Consider the following 23,157-nt stretch of genomic DNA (forward strand, 5'->3'; position numbering starts at 1 on the left):
TTTAAAATTAAGCTAAAAATTAATACTAATCTTAAATAAAAAAAATAATAGATATTATGTCTTATACACCAGCTGCTGCAGACGTAGCAAAATTGAGAAACCAAACAGGTGCAGGTATGATGGACTGCAAAAAAGCTTTAGTTGAAGCTGAAGGAGATTTCGAAAAAGCGGTAGATATCCTTAGAAAAAAAGGACAGAAAGTTGCTGCTAACAGAGCTGACAGAGATTCTTCTGAAGGAGCTGTAATCGCAAGAGTAAATGAAGACAACACGTTGGGTGTTATCATCTCTCTAAATTGCGAAACTGACTTCGTTGCAAAAAATGAAGCTTTCATCGAGCTAGCTTACGAATTGGCTGAAATGGCTATTTTCGCTGCAACGAAAGAAGAGCTTTTAGCTACAGATTTCCACGGACTTACTGTTGCTGAAAAATTAATCGAGCAAACAGGTGTTATTGGTGAAAAAATCGAGATCGGTGCATTCGAAAGAATCGAAGGTCCATACTTGGGAGCTTACATCCACGCTGGAAACAAAATCGCTGCTATCACTGCTCTTTCTGCTAAAGTAGAAGGAAGTGACGAAGTTGCTAAATCTGTTTCTATGCAAGCTGCTGCAATGAACCCAATCGCTCTTGACGAAACTAGAGTTTCTCAGGAAACGATCGATAAAGAATTAGAAATCGAAAGACACAAACTTACTGAAGAAGGTAAGCCTGCAAACATTATCGACAATATCTTGAAAGGTAAAATGCAGAAATTCTACAAAGACAACACTTTGGTACACCAAGATTTCATCAAAGACAGTTTCTATTTCAGTTTCTGACTATGTAAAATCTGTAAACGGAGACTTAAAAGTAACAGGATTTGTAAGAGTAAGCTTAGCTTAATTAATCTTTCAAATAAAAATATCGATCCCGGTGAAGTTTTTCACCGGGATTTTTTTATTCACAATTATGAGATTTTCGTAAATATTAAAAATTTATTAAATATTCAATAATTTCCGACATTATAGAAATTGCGTATCAAATTTTATGTAAAAAATTGATTTTTAATACTTACATTTGCATCCCTTATTGAGAAAAATGAAAAAACTTCTACTAACCATTTGTACTTTTCTTTGCTTATTATTCAATGCACAGCTTGATACCGATCATTGGTTTGCACCAATGGCTTCAAAAGCTGGAAATGTAGGTCTTCAGGGATATTTATATCTTTCTACCAATGAAACCACGCCATTTAATGTGGAGATTTATAATAACAATACATTATACACCACTGTACAGGTTAGTAAAGGAAGTCCCACAGAAGTAGTTATTCCCAATTATTTTTTGATTACTGTTGATCAATCTGATCTTTTTACACCAAATTCGATGGGAATGTATGTAAAAGGATCGAAAAAGTTTTTTGCGAATTATCGCTTTTCTCTTCAAAATCATGCGGAAATCATTACTTCTAAAGGTTTAGCAGGTTTGGGGACAACTTTTTATGCAGGAATGGCACCTTTGACTGGTGTAGCTTATTATGTAAATTCAACTATAGGAATTACAGCGACAGAAGATAATACTTCGGTTGTAGTTTCAGGATATAACCCCGATGTAGTTTTCTCGGACGGAAGTTCTTCTCCTACAAAAACTTTTACATTAAATAAAGGGCAGTCTTACGTGATGGATGCTGCAAGTACCGATTCCAGTTATAATCTTGATGGATTGGTTGGCGCAAAAATCGAAGCTACAAAGCCAATTTCTGTTACGAATGGAAATTTTAACGGTATTTATACTAATTTAAATTTTACAAACAATGATGTCTTGATGGATCAGGCTGTTCCTGTCGACAGATTAGGAAAAGATTTTGTTGTTGTAAAAGGTAACGGTTTCTGTCTCTTCCGAAATGGAAACCGCTCTGGTCATAGGAACGGAAAACAATACCCAATTAACGATAAACGGGGTAAGTTCTGGGATTACGTTAAATGCAGGACAATATTACATGGTTCCGAGCAGTAATTATATCAATCAGGGAAGCGGAAATTACAACATGGGACTTTCTGCTAATAAAAATGTTTACGTTTATCAGTTTTTGGCGGGTGTTTCCGGTGGTAATGAATATCCAACCGGCGGCATGAACTTCATTCCTCCATTGAGCTGTTTTATGCCAAATAAAATTGATGAAATCGGATTTATTAACCGAATTGGAAGTCAGACGTACAGCACAAGATTAAATATCATCACCCAAACCGGAGCAACCGTTACCTTAAACGGAAACCCGATCGCAACAGCAAACGGACCTTATCCTGTAAACGGAAATCCGAACTGGGTAACTTATTCTGTACCGAATGTCACAGGAACAATCACTGTAAATTCCACAAAATCTGTAACCGCAGGAATTGCTGCAGGAAGCGGTGCTGTAGGATACGGAGGATATTTCGCAGGGTTTTCTTCCATTCCTGTGATCTCAAAAACGGGAGATTGTTATTTAGGAATTTTATTGCAGGTAGATAATACGTATGATGGTTATCAATGGTATCTTAACGGAGTTATTATTCCGGGAGCAACTACATATTCCATTAATCCAGAATCGTACGGAGCAGGAACTTACACTTGCTTAGTAACAAAAAACAATTGCGAATCAAAGCTTACGACAGGCTACAATTATACCATGTGTCCGCCGATTACAACGACAACTTACAATATCGGATCGTGTAATACAAAGATAATTTCTCCGGCTTTTACCACTGCTACACAAACCATTGTACCTTCTAACACCAATATTATTCTGGCTCCAACTTCAGGGACAGCAACGGTAAATCCTGCAACAGGACAAATTACTTATACTCCGAATACCGGACTTACAACAGACACAACAGATTCATTCATCTATTATGTAGAAGGAAACGGAACACCTGCCGATTTTGAATATTTTAAAATCATCATTAATATCGATGTATTACAAACCACAAACGGATCTTTAACGTCTTGTGCTGATACAAACGGAAACGGAACGTTCAACCTTACGTCAGTGAATGTAACACCGGATTTGGGAACTACGGTTCAATATTTTACGAATGCTGCTTTAACTGGAGCTCCGATTGCAGCTCCTGCAACTTACAACGGACCTGCCGGAACAGTTTACGCGAATGTAACTTCTCAATACGGATGTACAAAAGCTGCCCAGATTACTTTAACGACGACTCCACTTCCTAATATCAATACAGTTAATTTTAATGGAGCACTTTGTGATGATAATTTTGATGGAATTATAAATGTTAATTTTTCAACGATCACCCCTCTTATTGTAACCAATGCTGCCAGTTTTAATGTAAGATATTATCTGCTTCAAGCCGATGCTACTGCAGGAAATACCAATAATTTACCCGCAAACTGGACGTACACAGCCAATACAACTGTTTATGTGAGAGTGGATGCTCTTGCAGGAAACTGTCCTCCCGCTTTTGGTCAAATTAATTTTAGTATAGGAAATAAAATTCCATTAATTACAGGAACTGCAACGATTGATGTCTGCGATAATGACATCAGCGGCTCTGAAAGTGTGAATCTTAGCGATTATAAAAGCTTCTTTACAGCAAATGCAGGAGTTTCTTTAACCTTCCACCCTACTTTGGCAGATGCTCAAGCCGGAACGAATGCTATTTCTTCGATTCAGAACATTACTTCTGCAAGTATATTTTATATAAGATTTACAAGTGCAACCGAATGTCCGAATACGGGAGTTTTAAAAATAACTTTAAAAACACCAAAAAAATCTGACAGGCTAAAAGATAAAATTGTTTGCTTGGGCGAAAAGACAACGTTGGATGCAGGAGACGGTTTTACTTCCTATTTGTGGAGCACAGGTGCAATAACCCAAACGATAAATGTAGGAGTAGGAAGTTATTATGTTGATTTAGGGTTTAATGGTTGTGTTTATCGCCAAACCGTAAATGTTACAACAGCTCAGTCTCCAATTATCACAAAAATTGAAGTTTCAGGATATAATGCTACTGTTTTCGTTTCAGGAGGAACGCAACCTTATCAATATTCACTCAACGGAATTGATTATCAGTCTTCTAACGTCTTCACAGGATTATCAAGAGGAATGCATACGGCATTTGTTTTGGGAGCAGATGGTTGTTCTCCTGTCATCAAAGAATTTTTGGTTCTCAACCTTATTAACGCCATCACTCCGAACGGAGATGGTCTTAATGATGTATTAAATTATTCTGATTTAAAAATCAAACAGGATGTTTCGATAGAAGTTGTAGACCGTTACGGAGCTCCCGTTTACAAATCTGCAAATAAAGACTACATTTGGGATGGTAAAGTAAACGGAAGACCATTATCTACGGGAACTTATTGGTATTTATTAAAGTGGATCGAGCCCGACACAAAATTACCAGTTTCGTATTCAGGATGGCTATTAATTAAAAATCGTTAACTAAATTTAAAACTTCTTTACATTAAATTAACAATATACCAGATATTATTTTAAATTTGTAGAAATACTAAACCATGTATATGAAAAGATTTCTACTATCTTTCGTATTAATGTTTTGTGCCATTAATACGCTTTTTGCACAAAGGGATACAGACCATTGGATAGCTCCGTTTTATGCATCCTTAACGGGATACACCAATGCGGTATATCTTTCAACAGACTCTACGACTCCTTTTGATGTAAAGATTTATAACAATAACAACTTAATCCAAACAGTATCAGTTGTTAAAGGAACACCTGTAGTATTTACAGTTCCCACCAATCTTATTAACGGAACGGCTACGGCAGATGCATTTACCATCGGTACAAAAGGTCTATATCTGAAAGGCGACAAACCTTTTTATTGTACATTAAGAGTTGCTCAGGGAGCTCACGGTGAAATTGTTACCTCAAAAGGAAAAGCAGGGATCGGTAAAAAGTTTTATGTTGCTGCTGCTCCTAATTCCACCAACAGTTCCAGTAATAATTTTACAGCCGGAATTTTAGCTACAGAAGACAATACCTTGGTTACCGTATCCTGGAATACTACAGGATTGGTTTTCATTGGAGGAACTCCGGGAGGAAATTCTCAGTCTTTTACTTTAAATAAAGGACAATCATACATTTTAGCAGGTAATCACTCTACAACGGCAAACCAAAACGGATTCATCGGAGCAAAAGTGGTTTCCGACAAACCTGTAACATTAACCAACGGAAACGCCAATGGTAACTTTGGAACAAGCACTATAGACGGTTCGGATTTAATTATGGACCAGTCTGTTCCTGTGGAAAGATTGGGCAATACTTTTGCCATGGTAAAAACGAAAGCCACCAATCCAGCTTTAAATATGGAGGGCGGAATTGTAATTGCCACCGAAGATAATACAGAGATCTTTATCAACGGTGCGACTACACCTATCGCAACCATCAATGAAGGGCAATGGTACAGAATTAATGAAACCAGCTATGTAGAACAAACGGCAGGAAGCGGACATTTCAATATGTTTGTAACGACTTCCAAAAACGTTTATCTATACCAATTCATTGGAGTACAAGGTTTCTCATATAATGGAGGGTACAACTACATCCCGCCATTGAACTGTTTCTTACCAAGAAAAATTGATGAGGTCGGGAAAATTAATGAAATGCCCGGTATTGCAACTTCTACGATCACTTTCTTAAAATTAAATATCTTAACAGAAGCAGGAGCAGCCGTTACCTATAGTTATAATGGTGGAACTCCAATGACACCCACTGCTGCACAAGGTCCTTATCCTTTAACAGGAAATACAAACTGGGTAACGTATGCGATTGAAAATCCTTTCGGAAATGTAACTATCACTTCAACTAAAGCGGTTACTGCAGGAGTAAATGGAGGATATGGTACAGCAGGATACGGTGGATATTTTGCAGGATTCTCTTCAATCCCTGTGATCGCAAAAAAAACAGGAGAATGCGTTCCGGGAATTATCCTTGAAGTGGATGACAGCTACGAAACCTATCAATGGTTCTTAAACGGTGTTGCCGTTGTCGGAGCAACTCAAAATACGATCACTCCTGCAACTGCAGGAAATTATACGGTAAAAGTAACCATGGGAACTTGTCCTCCTGTTACCACACCAATTTACAAAGTGTTTGCATGTACAAGAAATACAACAGCAAGCATCAACGTTTGTGCTACAAAGGTGATTACGCCTACCTTCTCATTCACGACAACTCAGACTCCGGTTCCAAGCACGGTGACAATTCTTACTCAACCTACCCATGGAGTTGCGACTATTAACTCTGCAGGACAAATCACTTATATTCCAAATGCAGGATATTTAGGTCCAGATACAATTGTGTATCAGTTCTGCGGTAATGCAGCTGAGTTTATTGATTGTGAGCATGTAACTTTAACCTTAAATGTGGTACCTTTCGTGTTAACGGATACCACCATCAAGGCTTGTCAGTACAACGGAAAAGGATTCTTTGATCTTACTGCTGCTGTAGTAACATTATACGATCCCGTAACCAAGAAATTCTACCCTACTCTGGCTGATCTTAATGCAGGAACCAACCAGATTATGAATCCTACCAACTATCTTGCAGCTGCAGGATTTGTATATGTAAAAGTAACGACAAACGAAGGATGTACAGGAAATGCTAAAATCACTTTAGCGTATCTTCCGACTCCTGTGGTAACTGAAGCTACGTTGAGCGAATGTTTCCTTGAAATCGATGAAACGAAAGCTAAATTCAACTTAACGATTGCAGCGGTTTCAACAGAAACTCCAATCACTAAAAAATACTATCCTACATTCGTAGATGCAAGCAACGGAACAAATGAAATACTAGTTGCTGACGCTTATATTTCAGGAAACGGAGTAGCTTATGTAAGAGTTTACAACAGCAATCAGTGTTATGCTATTGCTAAAGTGAACTTAAAAGTAATTCCTCCGAAAAGATCTCCTTTATTGGTAGACAAAATAATCTGTATCGACAGCAGAACAAATCTTGATGCAGGTCCTGGATATCAGTCTTACCAATGGAGCACAGGTGCTACAACTCAGGTATTATCAGGAGTTTCTGTAGGTGATTACTGGGTAATTCTTAAAGACAACGGATGTTTTGTGAAGCAATTCGTAAGTGTGAAGAAAGCTGAAGATCCTGTTATTACAGAACTTGAAATTTCTAATAACACGGTAACTGTTCATGTAACAGGCGGAAAAGCGCCTTACCAATATGCAGTAGATGCGCCTACAAACTGGCAGGATTCTAATGTATTCACAGGACTTACAAGAGGACAGCACACCTTCTATGTAAAAGATACTTACAACTGTACACCGACTTCTGTAGAAGTGACTGTACCTAATTTAATAAATGCCATCACTCCGAACGGTGACAACAAAAATGACGTTATTGATTACAGTGAATTGGCTTACAAAGACAACCTTACTTTCGTAATCTATGACCGATACGGAAATAAAATATTCACAGGAGATAAATTCAATAATTACAAATGGGACGGTAAACATTACGACAAAAAAATTGTAACCGGAACCTATTGGTATCATATCAACTGGAATGAACCAAATAAACAGAAAACTCCAATTAAATACACCGGTTGGATATTAGTTAAAAACATAGACTAAGCTTTCTGAAAACTTCTTTATAAACCACGATTTTTTCTAAATCGTGGTTTTTTTTATTTATTTAATTGTTATTTTTACAAATAATATAGAGAATTTATCAAATATTCTGTTATTTTTGCAATAATCCTAATTCCATAATTATGAAAAGATTTCTATTATCTTTTGTATTAATGTTCCTTAGCATTAATACACTCTTTGCACAAAGAGACACAGACCATTGGATTGCACCTTACTACGCATCCACTTCAGGATATACCAATGCGGTATATCTGTCAACAGACTCTACCACTCCTTTTGATGTAAAAATTTACAACAACAATGCACTGATTCAGACCGTTACTATCAGTAAAGGAAATCCTCAGTCTTACACGGTTACTGCCAACTTAATTGCAGCAACTGCAACAACTGAAGCCTTTCAGGTGATTAACAAGGGACTGTATTTAAAAGGTACCAAACCTTTTTACTGTACCTTAAGATCTGCACAAGGATCTCACGGTGAAATTGTTACCTCGAAAGGAAAGGCAGGTATCGGCAAATTATTTTATGTAGCCAATCCTCCTAATACCAGTGCTGGTTCAGGTACTGCCAACAACTTTACAGCAGGAATTCTGGCAACGGAAGACAATACTTTAGTGACTGTTTCGTGGACAACTACCGGACTTCAGTTCATTGGTGCTCCTGGAACTTTTACAGGGAACTCTCAAACATTTACACTAAACAAGGGACAGTCATACCTTATGGCAGGAAACAATAATACTGCTGCAAACCTCACTGGTTTCATCGGAGCTAAAATTGTTTCCGACAAGCCTGTAACACTTACCAACGGAAGTTCTAACGGTAACTTTGGAGCTTTAGGCTCAAGTGGTTCAGATTTAATTATGGATCAATCCGTTCCTGTGGAAAGATTGGGAAGTACTTTTGCTATGGTAAAAACAAGATCTACCGCACCGGCTGAAAACATGGAAGGAGGAATTGTTATTGCTACAGAAGATAACACAGAAATCTATGTTAACGGTAGTACAACTCCTCTTACAACGATCAATGCAGGACAGTGGTACAGAATTAATGAAACCAATTACATCCAACAAGGAGCAGGAAGCGGACATTTCAATATGCTTATTTCAACTTCTAAAAATGTTTATTTATATCAATTAGTTGGAGTAGGTTCAGCAAACAATACAGGAGGTTACAACTACATCCCACCATTGAACTGTTTCTTACCAAGAAAAATTGATGAAATTGGGAAGATCAATGAAATGCCAAGTGTAACAGGTATTACATTAAAATTAAATATCTTAACAGAAACAGGAGCAGCTGTTACGTATAGTAGTAACGGCGCACCACCAGTAACACCAACTGCTGCACAAGGTCCTTATCCTTTAACGGGAAATACAAACTGGGTAACGTATGCAATAGAAGGAATTGTAGGAAACGTAACCGTAACCTCAACTAAAGCCGTAACTGCAGGTATCAACGGTGGATATAGCTCAGCCGGATACGGTGGATATTTTGCAGGGTTCTCTTCGATTCCGGTAATTGCTAAACAAACAGGAGACTGTATCCCGGGAATTATCCTTGAAGTAGATGACAGCTACGAAACGTATCAGTGGTTCTTAAACGGTGTTGCCGTTGTAGGAGCTACACAAAATACGATCACTCCCGCAACTGCAGGAAATTATACGGTAAAAGTAACCATGGGAACTTGCCCACCTGTTACAACACCGATCTATAAAGTGTTTGCATGTACAAGAAATACAACAGCAAGCATCAACGTTTGTGCTACAAAGGTGATTACGCCTACGTTCTCATTCACGACAACTCAGACTCCGGTTCCAAGCACGGTGACAATTCTTACGCAGCCTATCCACGGAGTTGCGACTATTAACTCTGCAGGACAGATTACTTATATTCCGAATGCAGGATATCTAGGTCCAGATACAATTGTGTATCAGTTCTGTGGTAATGCAGCTGAGTTTATTGATTGTGAGCATGTAACTTTAACCTTAAATGTCGTTCCTTTCGTTTTAACAGATACAACAATTAAAGCGTGTCAGTATAACGGAAAAGGATTCTTTGATCTTACTGCTGCTGTAGTAACATTATACGATCCGATAACCAAGAAATTCTACCCTACTCTGGCTGATCTTAACGCAGGAAACCAACCAGATTATGAACCCTACCGACTACCTTGCTGCTGCAGGATTTGTATATGTAAAAGTAACGACCAACGAAGGATGTACAGGAAATGCTAAAATCACTTTAGCGTATCTTCCGACTCCGGTAGTAACTGAAGCTACGTTGAGCGAATGTTTCCTTGAAATTGATGAAACGAAAGCTAAATTCAACTTAACGATTGCAGCGGTTTCAACAGAAACTCCAATCACTAAAAAATACTATCCTACATTCGTAGATGCAAGCAACGGAACAAATGAAATACTAGTTGCTGACGCTTATATCTCAGGAAACGGAGTAGCTTATGTAAGAGTTTACAACAGCAATCAGTGTTATGCTATTGCTAAAGTGAACTTAAAAGTAATTCCTCCGAAAAGATCGCCATTATTGGTAGACAAAATAATCTGTATCGACAGCAGAACAAATCTTGATGCAGGTCCGGGATATCAGTCTTACCAATGGAACACAGGGGCTACGACTCAGGTATTATCAGGGGTTTCTGTAGGTGATTACTGGGTAATTCTTAAAGACAACGGATGTTTCGTGAAGCAATTCGTAAGTGTGAAGAAAGCCGAAGATCCTGTTATTACAGAACTTGAAATTTCTAATAACACGGTAACTGTTCATGTGACAGGCGGAAAAGCGCCTTACCAATATGCCGTGGATGCGCCTACAAACTGGCAGGATTCTAATGTATTCACAGGACTTACAAGAGGACAGCATACTTTCTATGTAAAAGATACTTACAACTGTACACCGACTTCTGTAGAAGTAACTGTACCGAATTTAATAAATGCCATCACTCCGAACGGTGACAACAAAAATGACGTGATCGACTACAGTGAATTGGCTTACAAAGACAATCTTACTTTCGTGATCTACGACAGATATGGAAACAAAATATTCACAGGAGATAAATTCAATAATTACAAATGGGACGGTAAACATTACGACAAAAAAATTGTAACCGGAACTTATTGGTATCACATCAACTGGAATGAACCAAATAAACAGAAAACTCCAATTAAATACACCGGTTGGATATTAGTTAAAAACATAGACTAACTTTCTGAAACTTCTTTATAAACCACGATTTAGAAAAAATCGTGGTTTTTTTATGGGTTTAATCTTGTATTTTATTAATAATGTAATAATTTAAATGAAAATTTCTGTTATTTTTGCATTAATCCTAATTCCATATTCATGATAAAATTTTTACTAACTTTTGTATTAATGTTCCTTAGCATTAATACACTCTTTGCACAAAGAGACACAGACCATTGGATTGCACCTTATTACGCATCCACTTCAGGATATACCAACGCGGTATATCTGTCAACAGACTCTACCACTCCTTTTCCGGTAAAGATCTACAACAACAACACGCTGATTCAGACCGTTACTATCAGTAAAGGAAATCCTCAGTCTTACACGGTTACTGCCAATTTAATTGCGGCAACTGTTACTTCTGAAGCTCTTCAGGTGATTACCAAAGGACTCTATCTCAAAGGAGACAAACCTTTTTACTGCACCTTAAGATCTGCACAGGGATCCCACGGAGAAATTGTAACCTCGAAAGGAAAAGCAGGTATCGGCAAATTATTTTATGTAGCCAATCCGCCCAATACCACTGCGGGTGGGGGTACTGCCAACAACTTTACAGCAGGAATTCTGGCAACGGAAGATAATACTGTAGTTACTGTTTCGTGGACCACTACAGGGCTTGTATTTTTGGGAGGAACTCCAAACGGACCAAATTCTCAAACATTTACCTTGAACAAAGGGCAATCTTACATCATGGCAGGAAATAATGGCACCGCTGCAAACCTTACCGGTTTTATCGGAGCTAAAATTGTTTCAGACAAACCTGTAACATTAACTAACGGAAGTTCTAACGGTAACTTTGGAGCTGGAGGTTCAAGTGGTTCTGACCTTATTATGGACCAGTCTGTTCCTGTGCAAAGATTGGGAAGTACCTTTGCCATGGTAAAAACAAGATCTACCGCACCTGCTGAAAACATGGAAGGCGGAATTGTAATTGCCACTGAAGATAATACAGAAATCTATGTCAACGGTGGTACAACTCCTCTTGCAACAATTAATGCAGGACAATGGTACAGAATTAATGAAACCAATTACATCCAACAAGGAGCAGGAAGCGGACATTTCAATATGTTTATTTCAACTACTAAAAATGTGTATATCTATCAATTAGTTGGTGTGGGTACAGCAAACAATACGGGAGGTTACAACTACATCCCGCCATTGAACTGTTTCTTGCCAAGAAAAATCGATGAAATCGGGAAGATCAACGAGATGCCAAGCGTAACAGGTATTACACTAAAATTAAATATCTTAACAGAAACTGGAGCAGCGGTTACGTATAGTAGTAACGGCGCACCACCAGTAACACCAACTGCTGCACAGGGACCTTATCCTTTAACAGGAAATACAAACTGGGTAACGTATGCAATAGAAGGAATTGTAGGAAACGTAACTGTTAATTCGACAAAAGCGGTAACCGCCGGAGTAAACGGTGGATATAGCTCAGCAGGATACGGTGGATATTTTGCAGGGTTCTCTTCGATTCCTTTAATTAGTAAGCAAACAGGAGACTGTATCCCGGGAATTATTCTGGAAGTGGATGACAGCTACGAAATCTATCAGTGGTATTTAAATGGAAACCCAATTCCGGGGGCGACTACAAATAGCTTCACTCCTATCACCGCAGGAAATTATACAGTAAAAGTCGCAGTAGGATCTTGCCCAACTGCAGTAACTCCTGTTTACAAAGTGTTTACATGTCTTCATCAGTCGACGCTGGCTCTTACGGTTTGTGAAGGATTCAAAGCAGTTGTTCCGACATTTACGAATTCTACTCAGAATTATGTTCCAAGTACAGTAACAATTATTACGCCTCCGGCAAACGGAAACTGTAGTGATTGATCCGAATGGTGTCATTATTTATACTCCAAATTTCGGATTTGCAGGAGCAGATACCATTGTTTACAAATTCTGTGGAAACGATCCTGAGTTTACAGATTGCGAACAGGTGACTTTAACTTTCACGGTGTCGGAAAGCCCGGTTGTGACTGAAGCGACTTTAAGAACTTGTTTCATACCAACGAATCCTGCAACAGGTTTGTTTAATTTAACATTAGCTGGAGTAACAGTGAGTACAGGAGTTATTAAACAATATTACCCATCTCCTACTGATGCCCAAAACGGAACAAATGAAATTTTGAACCCTCTAAATTATATTGCACCAAACGGAGTTGTTTATATTAAAGTAAGCAATGCAAACGGATGTTTCAGAATTGCAAAAGTTACATTAATTGTTTTTCCTCCTACGTATTCAAATATTTTAGAAGATAAAATTATTTGTATGGAAGACAAGACAACATTAGATGCAGGTCCTGGATTTACAGCTTATAAATGGAGCACAGGAGCAACCACTCAAACAATCAATAATGTTGCAGTCGGAACTTATTGGGTTGATTTAAAAACAGGAGAATGTACAACAAGACAAACTGTAAAAGTGTATGCTTCTGAGCAACCTGTAATTTCGACTATTGATATTTCTAACAGTACAGTTACTGTAAATGTAGTAGGAGGAACCGCTCCTTACAAATATTCAATAGACAATATCAACTGGCAGGATTCTAATATCTTCAACAATGTTCCGCGAGGAAATAATACGTTCTATGTGAAAGACGATTACGATTGTAATCCTATTGATGTGGAAGTTACGGTTCCTAATTTAATCAACGTAATTACACCAAATGGAGATGGTGTAAATGATGTAATTGATTATTCGGAATTAGCCCACAAACCGAATTTGGTATTTAATATTTTCGACAGGTACGGAGCTAAAATGCACCAGGGAAATAAAACCAACGGATACAAATGGGACGGTGCAGTTGGTGGCAAAAAAGTACCTACCGGAAACTATTGGTTTGATATCAGCTGGAACGAACCAAACAGCAAACAAACTCCAATCAAATACTCCGGATGGATTCTTGTTAAAAACAGAGATTAACACTATTTATCATATATTATTAAAAACACAGTTTTAAAACTGTGTTTTTTTTGTGCTTTTTACAATATTTTAGAAATAAAATTCTATTTTTGTGAAAACTAATCACATAACTATGAAAAAACAGCTCTATTTCATACTTTTATTTGTTTTTGCATTCATTAAACTTTCAGCACAGAGGGATACTGAACATTGGTTTGCTCCTTTTTCATCTGCCAGTTTATCTTTATCAAGTGCAAAACAGGCCGTTTATCTTTCTACGGATTCAACAACGCCGTTCAATGTCGACATTTATAATAATAATGTGGTCATTACAACGGTAACGATAAGCAAAGGAAATCCTCAGTTTTATTATATCAATACCGCAGACATGATTGGTTCTACTGCAGCAGAACTTTTTACTGTGGGTACTAAAGGGCTTTATCTTAAAGGTACGAAGCCTTTCTTTGCAACATTCAGATTTACCGTTCCTGCGCATGGCGAAATTTTGACCTCAAAAGGAAAAGCTGGGATTGGGAAAAAATTCTATGCTATTGTTGCTCCTATTACCAATGCGAGTACAGGGATGAACTACACAACCGGCATCCTGGCTACGGAAAATAATACCACGGTTACAGTTTCCGGATATTCACCAACTGTCGTTTTTACAAACGGAACTACGGGAACAGCCATGCCGAGCATGACCATTACATTAAATAAAGGACAGTCTTACCTTATCGAAGGAAGAGGAAACCAGCCCGGAAATTTAAAAGGTTTCATTGGAGCTAAAATTGTTTCAGACAAACCGATTTCGGTAACCAACGGAAATTTTTTGGGAGAATATAATATCGGAACTCCACTAACGGGTGGAGACATCGTCATGGATCAATCTGTACCTACAGACCGTTTAGGAAAAGAGTTTGTTTTGGTAAAAGGCTACGGAAATATTTCAGCAGCAACCGAAGATGCTTTGATTGTAGCTACAGAAAACGACACTAAAATTTTTGTAAATAATAATCCTGTCGAAGTTGCTACCATTAACGAAGGACAACATTACAGGGTAAATGAAATTAGCAATACCAATTACATCAATCAGGGGAATGATCATTACAATATGTATATAAAAACCTCAAAGAATGCTTATGTTTATCAGCTTCTTGCAGGTACTACAACGACCAGTGCAACGATTGGTTTTAATTATATACCGCCGCTTAATTGCTTATTGCCAAGAAAAATTGACGAAATTGGAATGATTCAAATGCTTCCGCAGTCGCCGAATAATCAGGTTACAAATAATATTAAATTAAATATTTTAACGGAAAAAGGTGCTGTTGTTACTTATAGCATTAATGGAGCTGCACCAATAACACCAACGGCAGCGCAAGGACCCTATAATGTAACGGGAACATTAGACTGGGAATCTTATTCTATTACAGGAGTTACAGGAAATGTTGCCATTCTTTCCAACAAAGCGGTTACTGCAGGAATTGCAGGAGGAAGTGGCGTCGTTGGATATGGAGGATATTTTGCAGGATTCACTTCTGTTCCGGTAGTCAGCAAAACGGGAGACTGTGTTCCGGGAGTTGTTCTGGAAGTCGGTGACAGTTTTGAATCTTATCAATGGTTTTTTGGTACAACTCCTATTCCGGGAGCAAATACGTATACCTATACTCCTATGCAGCCCGGAACCTATTCCGTAAAAGTAGGAATGGGCGGATGTTTTGCAACTACGCCTACTTTCATTGTTGAATCTTGCTATGAGCAGGTTACAAAAAGTTTAATTGTCTGCGATCCTAACAAAACAATCATTCCTAAATTCACGAACCATAATGTTGCCATTGTTTCAGGGACATTACAGATCGATACTCCTCCAACTAAAGGAACAGCAACAATAGATGCTGCAACAGGAAATATTATCTATACTCCGAATACCGGATATGTCGGTAATGACGTTATGGTGTATCATTTCTGCGCCAATCCTGCAACAGGAGTAGGTTGTGAGCAGGTAACAATGACGTTAATCGTAGATCCTAATCCTACCGTAAAAAATGTAAGCATAAGATCTTGCTATATTGCAGCAAAACCTGATACGGCATTATTCAATCTTGAAACAGCACCCATTACAACGCAAAACGGTTTAATCAAAAACTACTACCCTACTCTTGCCGATCTTTCCAGCGGTACCAATGAAATTTCACCGGCATCGGCTTACATTTCATCAAATACAAAAGTGTTTGTAAAAGTGACGAACTCAAACGGATGTTCCAGCATAGCAGAAATTACATTGGTGGTTCTTCCTCCTGTAAAATCTACGATATTGAGTGATAAAATCATCTGTATCGAAAACACAGCAACATTGGATGCAGGACCTGGATTCGACGGATATCAATGGAATACAGGAGCTACAACACAAACCATAAATGTGGGAGTCGGAGCATATTGGGTAAATTTAAAAACAGGAGAATGTTATACAAAACAAGATGTAAAAGTAGTTCAGGCTCTACAACCTGTCATTTCAAATCTTGATATTAAAAACAATACCATTACTGTAACGGTAATCGGCGGAACTGCTCCTTACAAATATTCTCTTGATGGCACGAACTGGCAGGATTCAAATTATTTTGAAAACCTTCCGAGAGGTGAAAACAGCGTTTATGTAAAAGATTTTTATAACTGTGAGCCGATCGATGTAACGGTTACTGTTCCGAATCTGATTAATACCATTACACCGAACGGTGATAACAGAAATGACTATATCGATTATTCGGAATTGTCGTACAAAAAGAACTTGGTTTTCAATATTTATGACAGATACGGAAACAAAGTACATGAAGCAAAACAGTTCAATGCTTACCGATGGGACGGAACAATGTATGGTAAACAACTTCCTACCGCAACTTACTGGTATGAAATTACTTGGACGGAACAAAATAAAGTTCAGACCAAAATAAAATACTCAGGATGGATTCTTGTAAAAAATCTTGAATGATAATTTTTTAAATAAAAAACCATGACTTTAAAATCATGGTTTTTTATTTATTTTTTAAGCTTATAACACTTTTTATTATTAAATTTGTGTTAAAGGCAACCCTTGAATGAAGAAAATTCTATCTTTTTTATTTATATTCTATTTTTTCACCTCTACATTTGCTCAATTGGATAGGGAGCATTGGTTTGCGCCTATGGTAGACCGAACGGGAAACCCCAATCCATACCAAAAATTATATCTTTCTACCAACCGTACTACCTCTTTTCCGGTAAGTATTTATAACAATAATATTTTAATTGCAACGGTAAATATCAGTAAAGGTAATCCTCAAAAGGTTGATATTTTACGCGATTATATTATCACAACATTACAAACAGATCTTTTTACACCGACTACAAAGGGTATTTATGTGAAGGCAGAATTTCCTTTTTATGCCAATTTAAGATTTTCTGTTTACAATCACGCCGAAATTATTACCTCAAAAGGGATTCCTTCCACAGGAAAAACGTTCTATGCAGCCAATGCTCCGATTACAGTAAGCAGTTCTATTTTGAATTTCATGGCGAGTATTTTGGCAACCGAAGATAATACGACGGTTACTGTTTCGGGATATAAACCCACCGTACAATTCTCAAACGGAACAACAGGAGCAACTACTCCGACCATGACTTTTACTTTAAATAAAGGGCAATCTTATATCATAGACGGTATCGGAACCAATACGGGAAACGCCGACGGTTTTATCGGAGCAAAAATTGTCGCCAATAAAAATGTAAATGTCACCAATGGAAATTTCAACGGACAATACGCCGGAAATTTCGCTACAAGTTCAGATATTCTGATGGATCAGGCGGTTCCGGTAGATCGGCTAGGAAATGAATTTGCTTTAGTAAAAGGAAACGGAAGCATCGGTTCAAATATGGAAGGCGCGCTCGTCATTGCCACCGAAAATAATACTGAAGTTCGTGTAAATAATGAAATAACACCTATTGCAACTTTAAATATCGGACAATATTTTGTCATTCCCGATTCTAAATACCAACTTCAGGGGACGAATGGACATTACAATTTATATATCAGAACTTCCAAAAACGCTTACATTTATCAGATTCTTGCAGGAGCAAATACCACAGGAAATGAAGTAGCGACAGGTGGTTTTAATTTTATTCCGGCGCTTAACTGCTATTTACCAAAACAAATTAATGAGCTTGGGCTTATCGATGAAAACTTTGTCTATTCTAATGGAAACCCCACGGGAATTCTAAATATTCCGACAAAATTAAATATCATCACTGAAAGAGGAGCTGTTTTAACGGTAAACGGAGGTATTCCACCGGCAGCAACAGGACCTTATGACATGACCGGAACAACCAATTGGGTAACGTACGGAATTCCGAATGTAACGGGAACCATCACCATAGCTTCTACTAAAGCAATTATGGCGGGAATCAATGCAGGAAGTGATGCAGTAGGTTATGGGGGATTTTTTGCAGGATTTCCGACTCAGCCTGTGATTTTAAAATCAGGAGGAGATTGTGTTCCGGGAATTATTCTTACGGTCGATCCTATTATTTATGATACGTATCAATGGTATGTGGGTGGAGTGTTAATTCCCGGAGCTACAAGTTCTTCGATAACTCCGACGCAATCCGGTTATTATACATGCTCTGTAACGATGGGAAGCTGTGCTCCGTTGGTAACTGAACAATTTAAAGTTTTAAACTGTACAAAACTCACCACAGCAACTTATGATATCTGTACAACAAAAACGATTACCCCTGCATTTACGACTTCTCCACAAACACCGGTTTCCTGCAACCGTTGCTATTGTTACGACACCAACTTTAGGGACAGCCGCAATAAATGCTACAACGGGGGTTATTACTTATACGGTAACCAATCCGGGAACGGCAGGAACAGATACATTTACCTATACTTTCTGTGGAAACAATCCTGATTTTCCGGATTGTGAAACGGTAACCGTAACCATTAACATCCAGACTTTAACGACAAATAATGCAACGTTGAATGCGTGTGATAATGGATTAGGACAAGGTATTTTTAATTTAACGACTGCGAATGTTACCAGTAATTCTCCGGTAACCATTACTTATTATACTTCACTTTTAAACGCTCAAAACGAAACTCCGGGAACTGAAATAGGAACTCCTACAGCCTATCCTGCAGCAAACGGAACGATAGTCTATGCCGTCGTAAAAAACCCTGTCGGATGTAAATCTATTGTGCAGATCACGCTTAATTTATATCCTTTTGCAACCGTAATCAGCAATTATACAGGTACATTTTGTGATGACAATTTAGACGGCATCGTCAATGTGACTTTATCTGATATTACATTGATCGTTCTAAGTAATCCAACTTATTTTACCGGTGTAAGATATTATGGAAATATCACTGATGCTAATGCAGGAAACACAAATACATTACCCAATAACTGGACTTACACTGCAACGACCACGATTTACATAAGAGTAGATTCTCCGGATGGTTGTCCGCCGGTTATTAAGCCGTTGATATTTAATGTCGGAGGAAAAATTCCGTTGATAAAAACAACTTTTGCCGTTACGATGTGTGATGATGATCTGGATGGAACAAAAATCATTAACTTACTTCCATACATCAGTCAATATACGGCAGATCCTTTGGTTACAGTAACCTTCCACCCTACTTTGGCGGATGCACAAAACAATGTAGCTCAGGTTGCTAACCCAATCAACCTTACCGGAACTCAAACTATTTATATAAGATTTGAAAAACCAGGAGCTTGTCCTAATATAGCCTCCATCACCATTACGATTAAAATACCTAAACATTCTACCATTCTGCATGATAAAATTATTTGTCCTAAAACTTTGACGACATTGGATGCAGGACCAGGATTTGACAGCTATTTATGGAGCACAGGAGCTACAACTCCAGCTATTACTAATGTTCCTGCGGGAAGCTATTGGGTAGATCTTACGTTCGACGGCTGTACTTACAGACAAAACGTGAATGTTACCGAATCTACGCTTCCGGTAATTACCATGATCGAAATCAACGGAACTACCGTTACTATCGGTGCGAGTGGAGGAACTCCTCCTTACGAATATTCTTTGGATGGCGTAAGCTGGCAAAGCTCCAATGTTTTCACGAATGTTCCAAGAGGAAATCATATTATTCATATTCGTGATACCAACAACTGTGAAGAGATTACAAGAACGTTCGTGATTATTAATCTTATCAACACTATTACTCCGAATGCAGACGGTTACAATGATGCCATAGATTATTCAGCATTAATGGATAATGACAATATTGTGTTCAGGATTTTTGATAGATATGGAGCAGAAGTTTTCCGAGGAACACCTTCCAACAGACTTATCTGGGATGGGCGAATTACGGGAAGACCTGTGAATACAGCAACGTATTGGTATTTCATAAGCTGGACAGAATTTGGAGGAAGTACAACGGTAAAATATTCAAGTTGGCTTTTGGTAAAGAATTATTAATATCCGAATCAGAAAAGGAAATATTTTCACATATTTTTAACTAAAACGAATCCTTATAACATTCATTAACAATTTTGAAGCAAAGTTTAATATAATTTTAACCTGTGTTCACTACTAAAATAGGTATAAATTGATGCAATTCTGCGTAATTTTGCCCTAATTATATGAAGAAGTTATTTACGCTACTGCTGTTAGTTTTTCTGGCAAAAATTAACGCTCAGACATATTCTGGAGAAGTTTTTCTAAGGGATAATTCTGTTTTATATCTCAATCAGGTATATGTTACCAATCTTAATACTCAGAAGACTGTACTTACTGATTATAATGGAGATTTTACGATTCCTGCAAATCAGGGGGACGTTATCCGTTTTACTTCTATTGTTACGGAGAGAAAAGATTATAAGCTTACGTCTCAAATGATGGATCAGAAAAATTTAATTGAATTAAAAATTGCTTATCATGATATTCAGGAAGTTGTGATCAACAGATTCCGACCTACAGGAAATCTGAGATATGATGTGAATGCGATAAGAAAAGAAGACAAAGGATTGGCTATAAAAAAAGTCATTGGTTTGCCGGAAACCGAAAGGCGACGGTACTTCTCCTCAGCTTCCGGTTGCAGGATTCAGAGATGGTGGTCTTACTTTCAGCTTAGAAAGTATTTACGATATTCTTTCCGGAGACAGAAAGAAAAAGCAACGTTACATGGCTTACGAAAAAATGAACAGTTCTGTGGCACAAATCAAAAATTATTTAGGTAAAGATTATTTCACAAGATTTAAAATTCCTGAAAATCTGATTGATAATTTCCTTCAGTTTGTGTATACTTCAGAAAACATCGAACCTTATGTTATGGTCGGAAATTTTGATGCCATAAAAGTCCCGATTGAAAAATATTTACCCATTTACCAACGAAGGTTAAGAAACTCTCACCTTCAGGATGTTGTAAAATAAATCATCCATTTTTGTAATGATTCAGGAAATGTATATTGCTAAAATTGCGATATACATTTTTTGTTTTTTTAAATTATGTTTAATTTTATCCCCAAATTCAGCATTTAAATTAAAAATGGTGTGATTTTAGCTACCATTTTTAGACTAATAATCTAAAACAAAATATAGTAAAGCAAAAATATTTTAATTTAATATTAGTGAATGAAAAAGTTACTTCTATTCTTTAGTGTCATTTTTTTTATCAATCTTTCAGCGCAGTCGAAGGGTAAAGACTACAGCGAAATTCTGAAAAGTAAAAACATCTACGAAATCAATGCTTTTTTAAGAGATGCACATCCCGATGACCCGAGAAGATCTGTCTTGAAACCTCGAGTGATGGATATGATGAAAGAATATATCAAAAATGCACTCCCCGGAGATCAAAAAGTAAAACAAATACAGGATTGGCTTGCTATGCTGAAGAGGAGGCCATCTACAAAAATATCTTTTGATGAAATGAATGCGATCATTAAACAAAAACAGATCGCAAAATATCAGCGGGAATTACAAGTGGGGCAATCTGCAGTGGTCTACACGCCAAGTACTCCAAAGAACGTATATATTGCTCCTACAGATGCTACAACTTCTTCAAAACCTATTGCTACAATTCCTGATGCGGAAGCCTCTGAATTTAACATGTTGATGGCAGAAAACCCGATAGAGCATAAAAATAAAACGGTAAAAATATTGAATTCACTTTTCGACAATGATCCGAATGCCAAAGAATGCATCGTAATGATCGAAAATAAATCCGACTGTAATATTATTATCAGAATAGAAGGCATTGGAAATACAAAATACAGACTTCCGGTTCCTGCACACGGCGACAATTCGATTGTAGTACAAAAAGGAGACTACCTTTTTACAGGTATCGTTTGCGGATCACAATACGCCTCTCAGAAGACGATTCAGAAACCTTTGATGGTGGCTTTAGGAAGTTCTGCTAAGAAATAATAGGTGGAAATGTTATTTTCCATCGTTAAAAATTAAGCATTTATATAAATTTCCCTATTTTTGCGGGATTTTATAAATTTCTCATGGGTAAAAACAAACTAGCAAGATTCGCCGAAAACAAAATATTACCAAACGTAATCCAACCGACAAGAGAGGAAGCTTTAAACGGCTTTGAACTTAAAGGAAAATGGAGAACAGACTTCTTTAAGAACGACAACCCTATCGTTCTGGAACTTGGCTGTGGAAAAGGGGAATATTCTGTAGGTCTTGCGAAAACTTTTCCTGAGAAGAATTTTATCGGAATTGACATCAAAGGAGCGAGATTCTGGTTTGGAGCCAAGGAAGCCGTAGACAACGGAATGAACAATGTGGCATTCGTAAGAAGCCAAATCGAGCTTGTAGACCACTTTTTTGGAGAAAATGAAGTAGATGAAATCTGGATTACCTTCCCTGATCCACAAATTAAATACAGACGTACGAAGCACCGATTAACTCACCCGGATTTTTTAGAGAGATATAAAAAATTCTTAAAACCCAGCGGAATTGTTCATTTAAAGACGGATTCCGAATTCCTTCACGGGTATACTTTAGGTTTCCTACAAGGGGCAGGTTATGAAATTGTAAGTGCACATCACGACATCTACGGAGCGGCAGAATATGATCCCAATACGCCGCATTTAAGAGATATCAGAACGTATTACGAAGAATTATTTTCCGCAAAAGGGAAAACGATTACCTACATTAAATTTAAAATTAATTAAAAACAAACAAATGATGAAAAAACACTCACCTATTCAAATAGCTTTAAAAATTTAACGTATTATCTATTTTTAAGTAATAAAATTCACTTAAAAAACTAAAGGTTGTAAAATTTTACAACCTCGTATTGTCATTTATAAAACACAAAAATCATTCACCTTTAA

At 37.5% G+C, this 23,157-nt stretch carries 14 protein-coding genes and 1 pseudogene; all 15 read left to right on the plus strand.

Annotation, left to right across the window (positions count from 1 at the left end; translation table 11 throughout):
* Window positions 1-56 precede the first annotated feature (56 nt).
* The 15 genes and pseudogenes from tsf to trmB all read left to right on the plus strand — a co-directional run bounded on the left by tsf (window position 57) and on the right by trmB (window position 22,995).
* Window positions 57-885 (plus strand): annotated as a pseudogene (gene tsf / locus J3D55_RS21825) (translation elongation factor Ts).
* A gap of 195 nt (window positions 886-1,080) precedes the next feature.
* On the plus strand, window positions 1,081-1,998 hold the full coding sequence (locus tag J3D55_RS21830) for an IgGFc-binding protein (RefSeq protein ID WP_259134835.1): 918 nt from the start codon (window positions 1,081-1,083) through the stop codon (window positions 1,996-1,998).
* On the plus strand, window positions 1,886-4,426 hold the full coding sequence (locus tag J3D55_RS21835; protein ID WP_259134837.1) for an FIDD domain-containing protein: 2,541 nt from the start codon (window positions 1,886-1,888) through the stop codon (window positions 4,424-4,426). The genes J3D55_RS21830 and J3D55_RS21835 overlap by 113 nt, the downstream gene beginning before the upstream one ends.
* A gap of 80 nt (window positions 4,427-4,506) precedes the next feature.
* Window positions 4,507-7,599: an FIDD domain-containing protein gene (locus tag J3D55_RS21840; protein WP_259134839.1), complete on the plus strand. Its 3,093-nt coding sequence runs from the start codon at window positions 4,507-4,509 to the stop codon at window positions 7,597-7,599.
* A 140-nt stretch (window positions 7,600-7,739) separates the two neighbouring features.
* Window positions 7,740-9,851, plus strand: a complete 2,112-nt coding sequence (locus J3D55_RS21845; protein ID WP_259134841.1) for an Ig-like domain-containing protein — start codon at window positions 7,740-7,742, stop codon at window positions 9,849-9,851.
* A complete protein-coding gene (locus tag J3D55_RS21850; protein WP_259134843.1) occupies window positions 9,769-10,836 on the plus strand; it encodes a T9SS type B sorting domain-containing protein in 1,068 nt (355 codons plus the stop codon). The genes J3D55_RS21845 and J3D55_RS21850 overlap by 83 nt, the downstream gene beginning before the upstream one ends.
* Window positions 10,837-11,004: 168 nt before the next feature.
* Complete coding sequence (locus J3D55_RS22450; protein WP_310467457.1) at window positions 11,005-12,717, plus strand: IgGFc-binding protein; 1,713 nt, start codon at window positions 11,005-11,007, stop codon at window positions 12,715-12,717.
* Entirely contained in the window at window positions 12,710-13,810 is a 1,101-nt protein-coding gene (locus J3D55_RS22455; RefSeq protein ID WP_310467459.1) for a T9SS type B sorting domain-containing protein, read from the plus strand. Before J3D55_RS22450 ends, J3D55_RS22455 begins: the two co-directional genes overlap by 8 nt.
* A 112-nt stretch (window positions 13,811-13,922) precedes the next feature.
* A complete protein-coding gene (locus J3D55_RS21860; protein ID WP_259134845.1) occupies window positions 13,923-16,775 on the plus strand; it encodes a T9SS type B sorting domain-containing protein in 2,853 nt (950 codons plus the stop codon).
* A gap of 106 nt (window positions 16,776-16,881) precedes the next feature.
* A complete protein-coding gene (locus J3D55_RS21865) occupies window positions 16,882-18,732 on the plus strand; it encodes an IgGFc-binding protein (RefSeq protein WP_259134847.1) in 1,851 nt (616 codons plus the stop codon).
* 67 nt (window positions 18,733-18,799) lie between these two features.
* Window positions 18,800-20,287, plus strand: coding sequence for an FIDD domain-containing protein (locus J3D55_RS22720; protein WP_510185691.1), 1,488 nt, complete (start codon window positions 18,800-18,802; stop codon window positions 20,285-20,287).
* 164 nt (window positions 20,288-20,451) lie between these two features.
* Window positions 20,452-21,048, plus strand: coding sequence for a hypothetical protein (locus J3D55_RS21875; RefSeq protein ID WP_310467461.1), 597 nt, complete (start codon window positions 20,452-20,454; stop codon window positions 21,046-21,048).
* A complete protein-coding gene (locus tag J3D55_RS22460) occupies window positions 21,020-21,241 on the plus strand; it encodes a hypothetical protein (RefSeq protein ID WP_310467463.1) in 222 nt (73 codons plus the stop codon). Before J3D55_RS21875 ends, J3D55_RS22460 begins: the two co-directional genes overlap by 29 nt.
* Before the next feature lie 201 nt (window positions 21,242-21,442).
* A complete protein-coding gene (locus J3D55_RS21880; protein ID WP_259134849.1) occupies window positions 21,443-22,234 on the plus strand; it encodes a DUF6759 domain-containing protein in 792 nt (263 codons plus the stop codon).
* An 83-nt stretch (window positions 22,235-22,317) separates the two neighbouring features.
* Complete coding sequence (gene trmB, locus J3D55_RS21885) at window positions 22,318-22,995, plus strand: tRNA (guanosine(46)-N7)-methyltransferase TrmB (protein ID WP_259134851.1); 678 nt, start codon at window positions 22,318-22,320, stop codon at window positions 22,993-22,995.
* Window positions 22,996-23,157 lie beyond the last annotated feature (162 nt).

Origin of the sequence: Chryseobacterium ginsenosidimutans, assembly GCF_024807225.1 — a bacterium.
Lineage (GTDB): Bacteria > Bacteroidota > Bacteroidia > Flavobacteriales > Weeksellaceae > Chryseobacterium > Chryseobacterium ginsenosidimutans.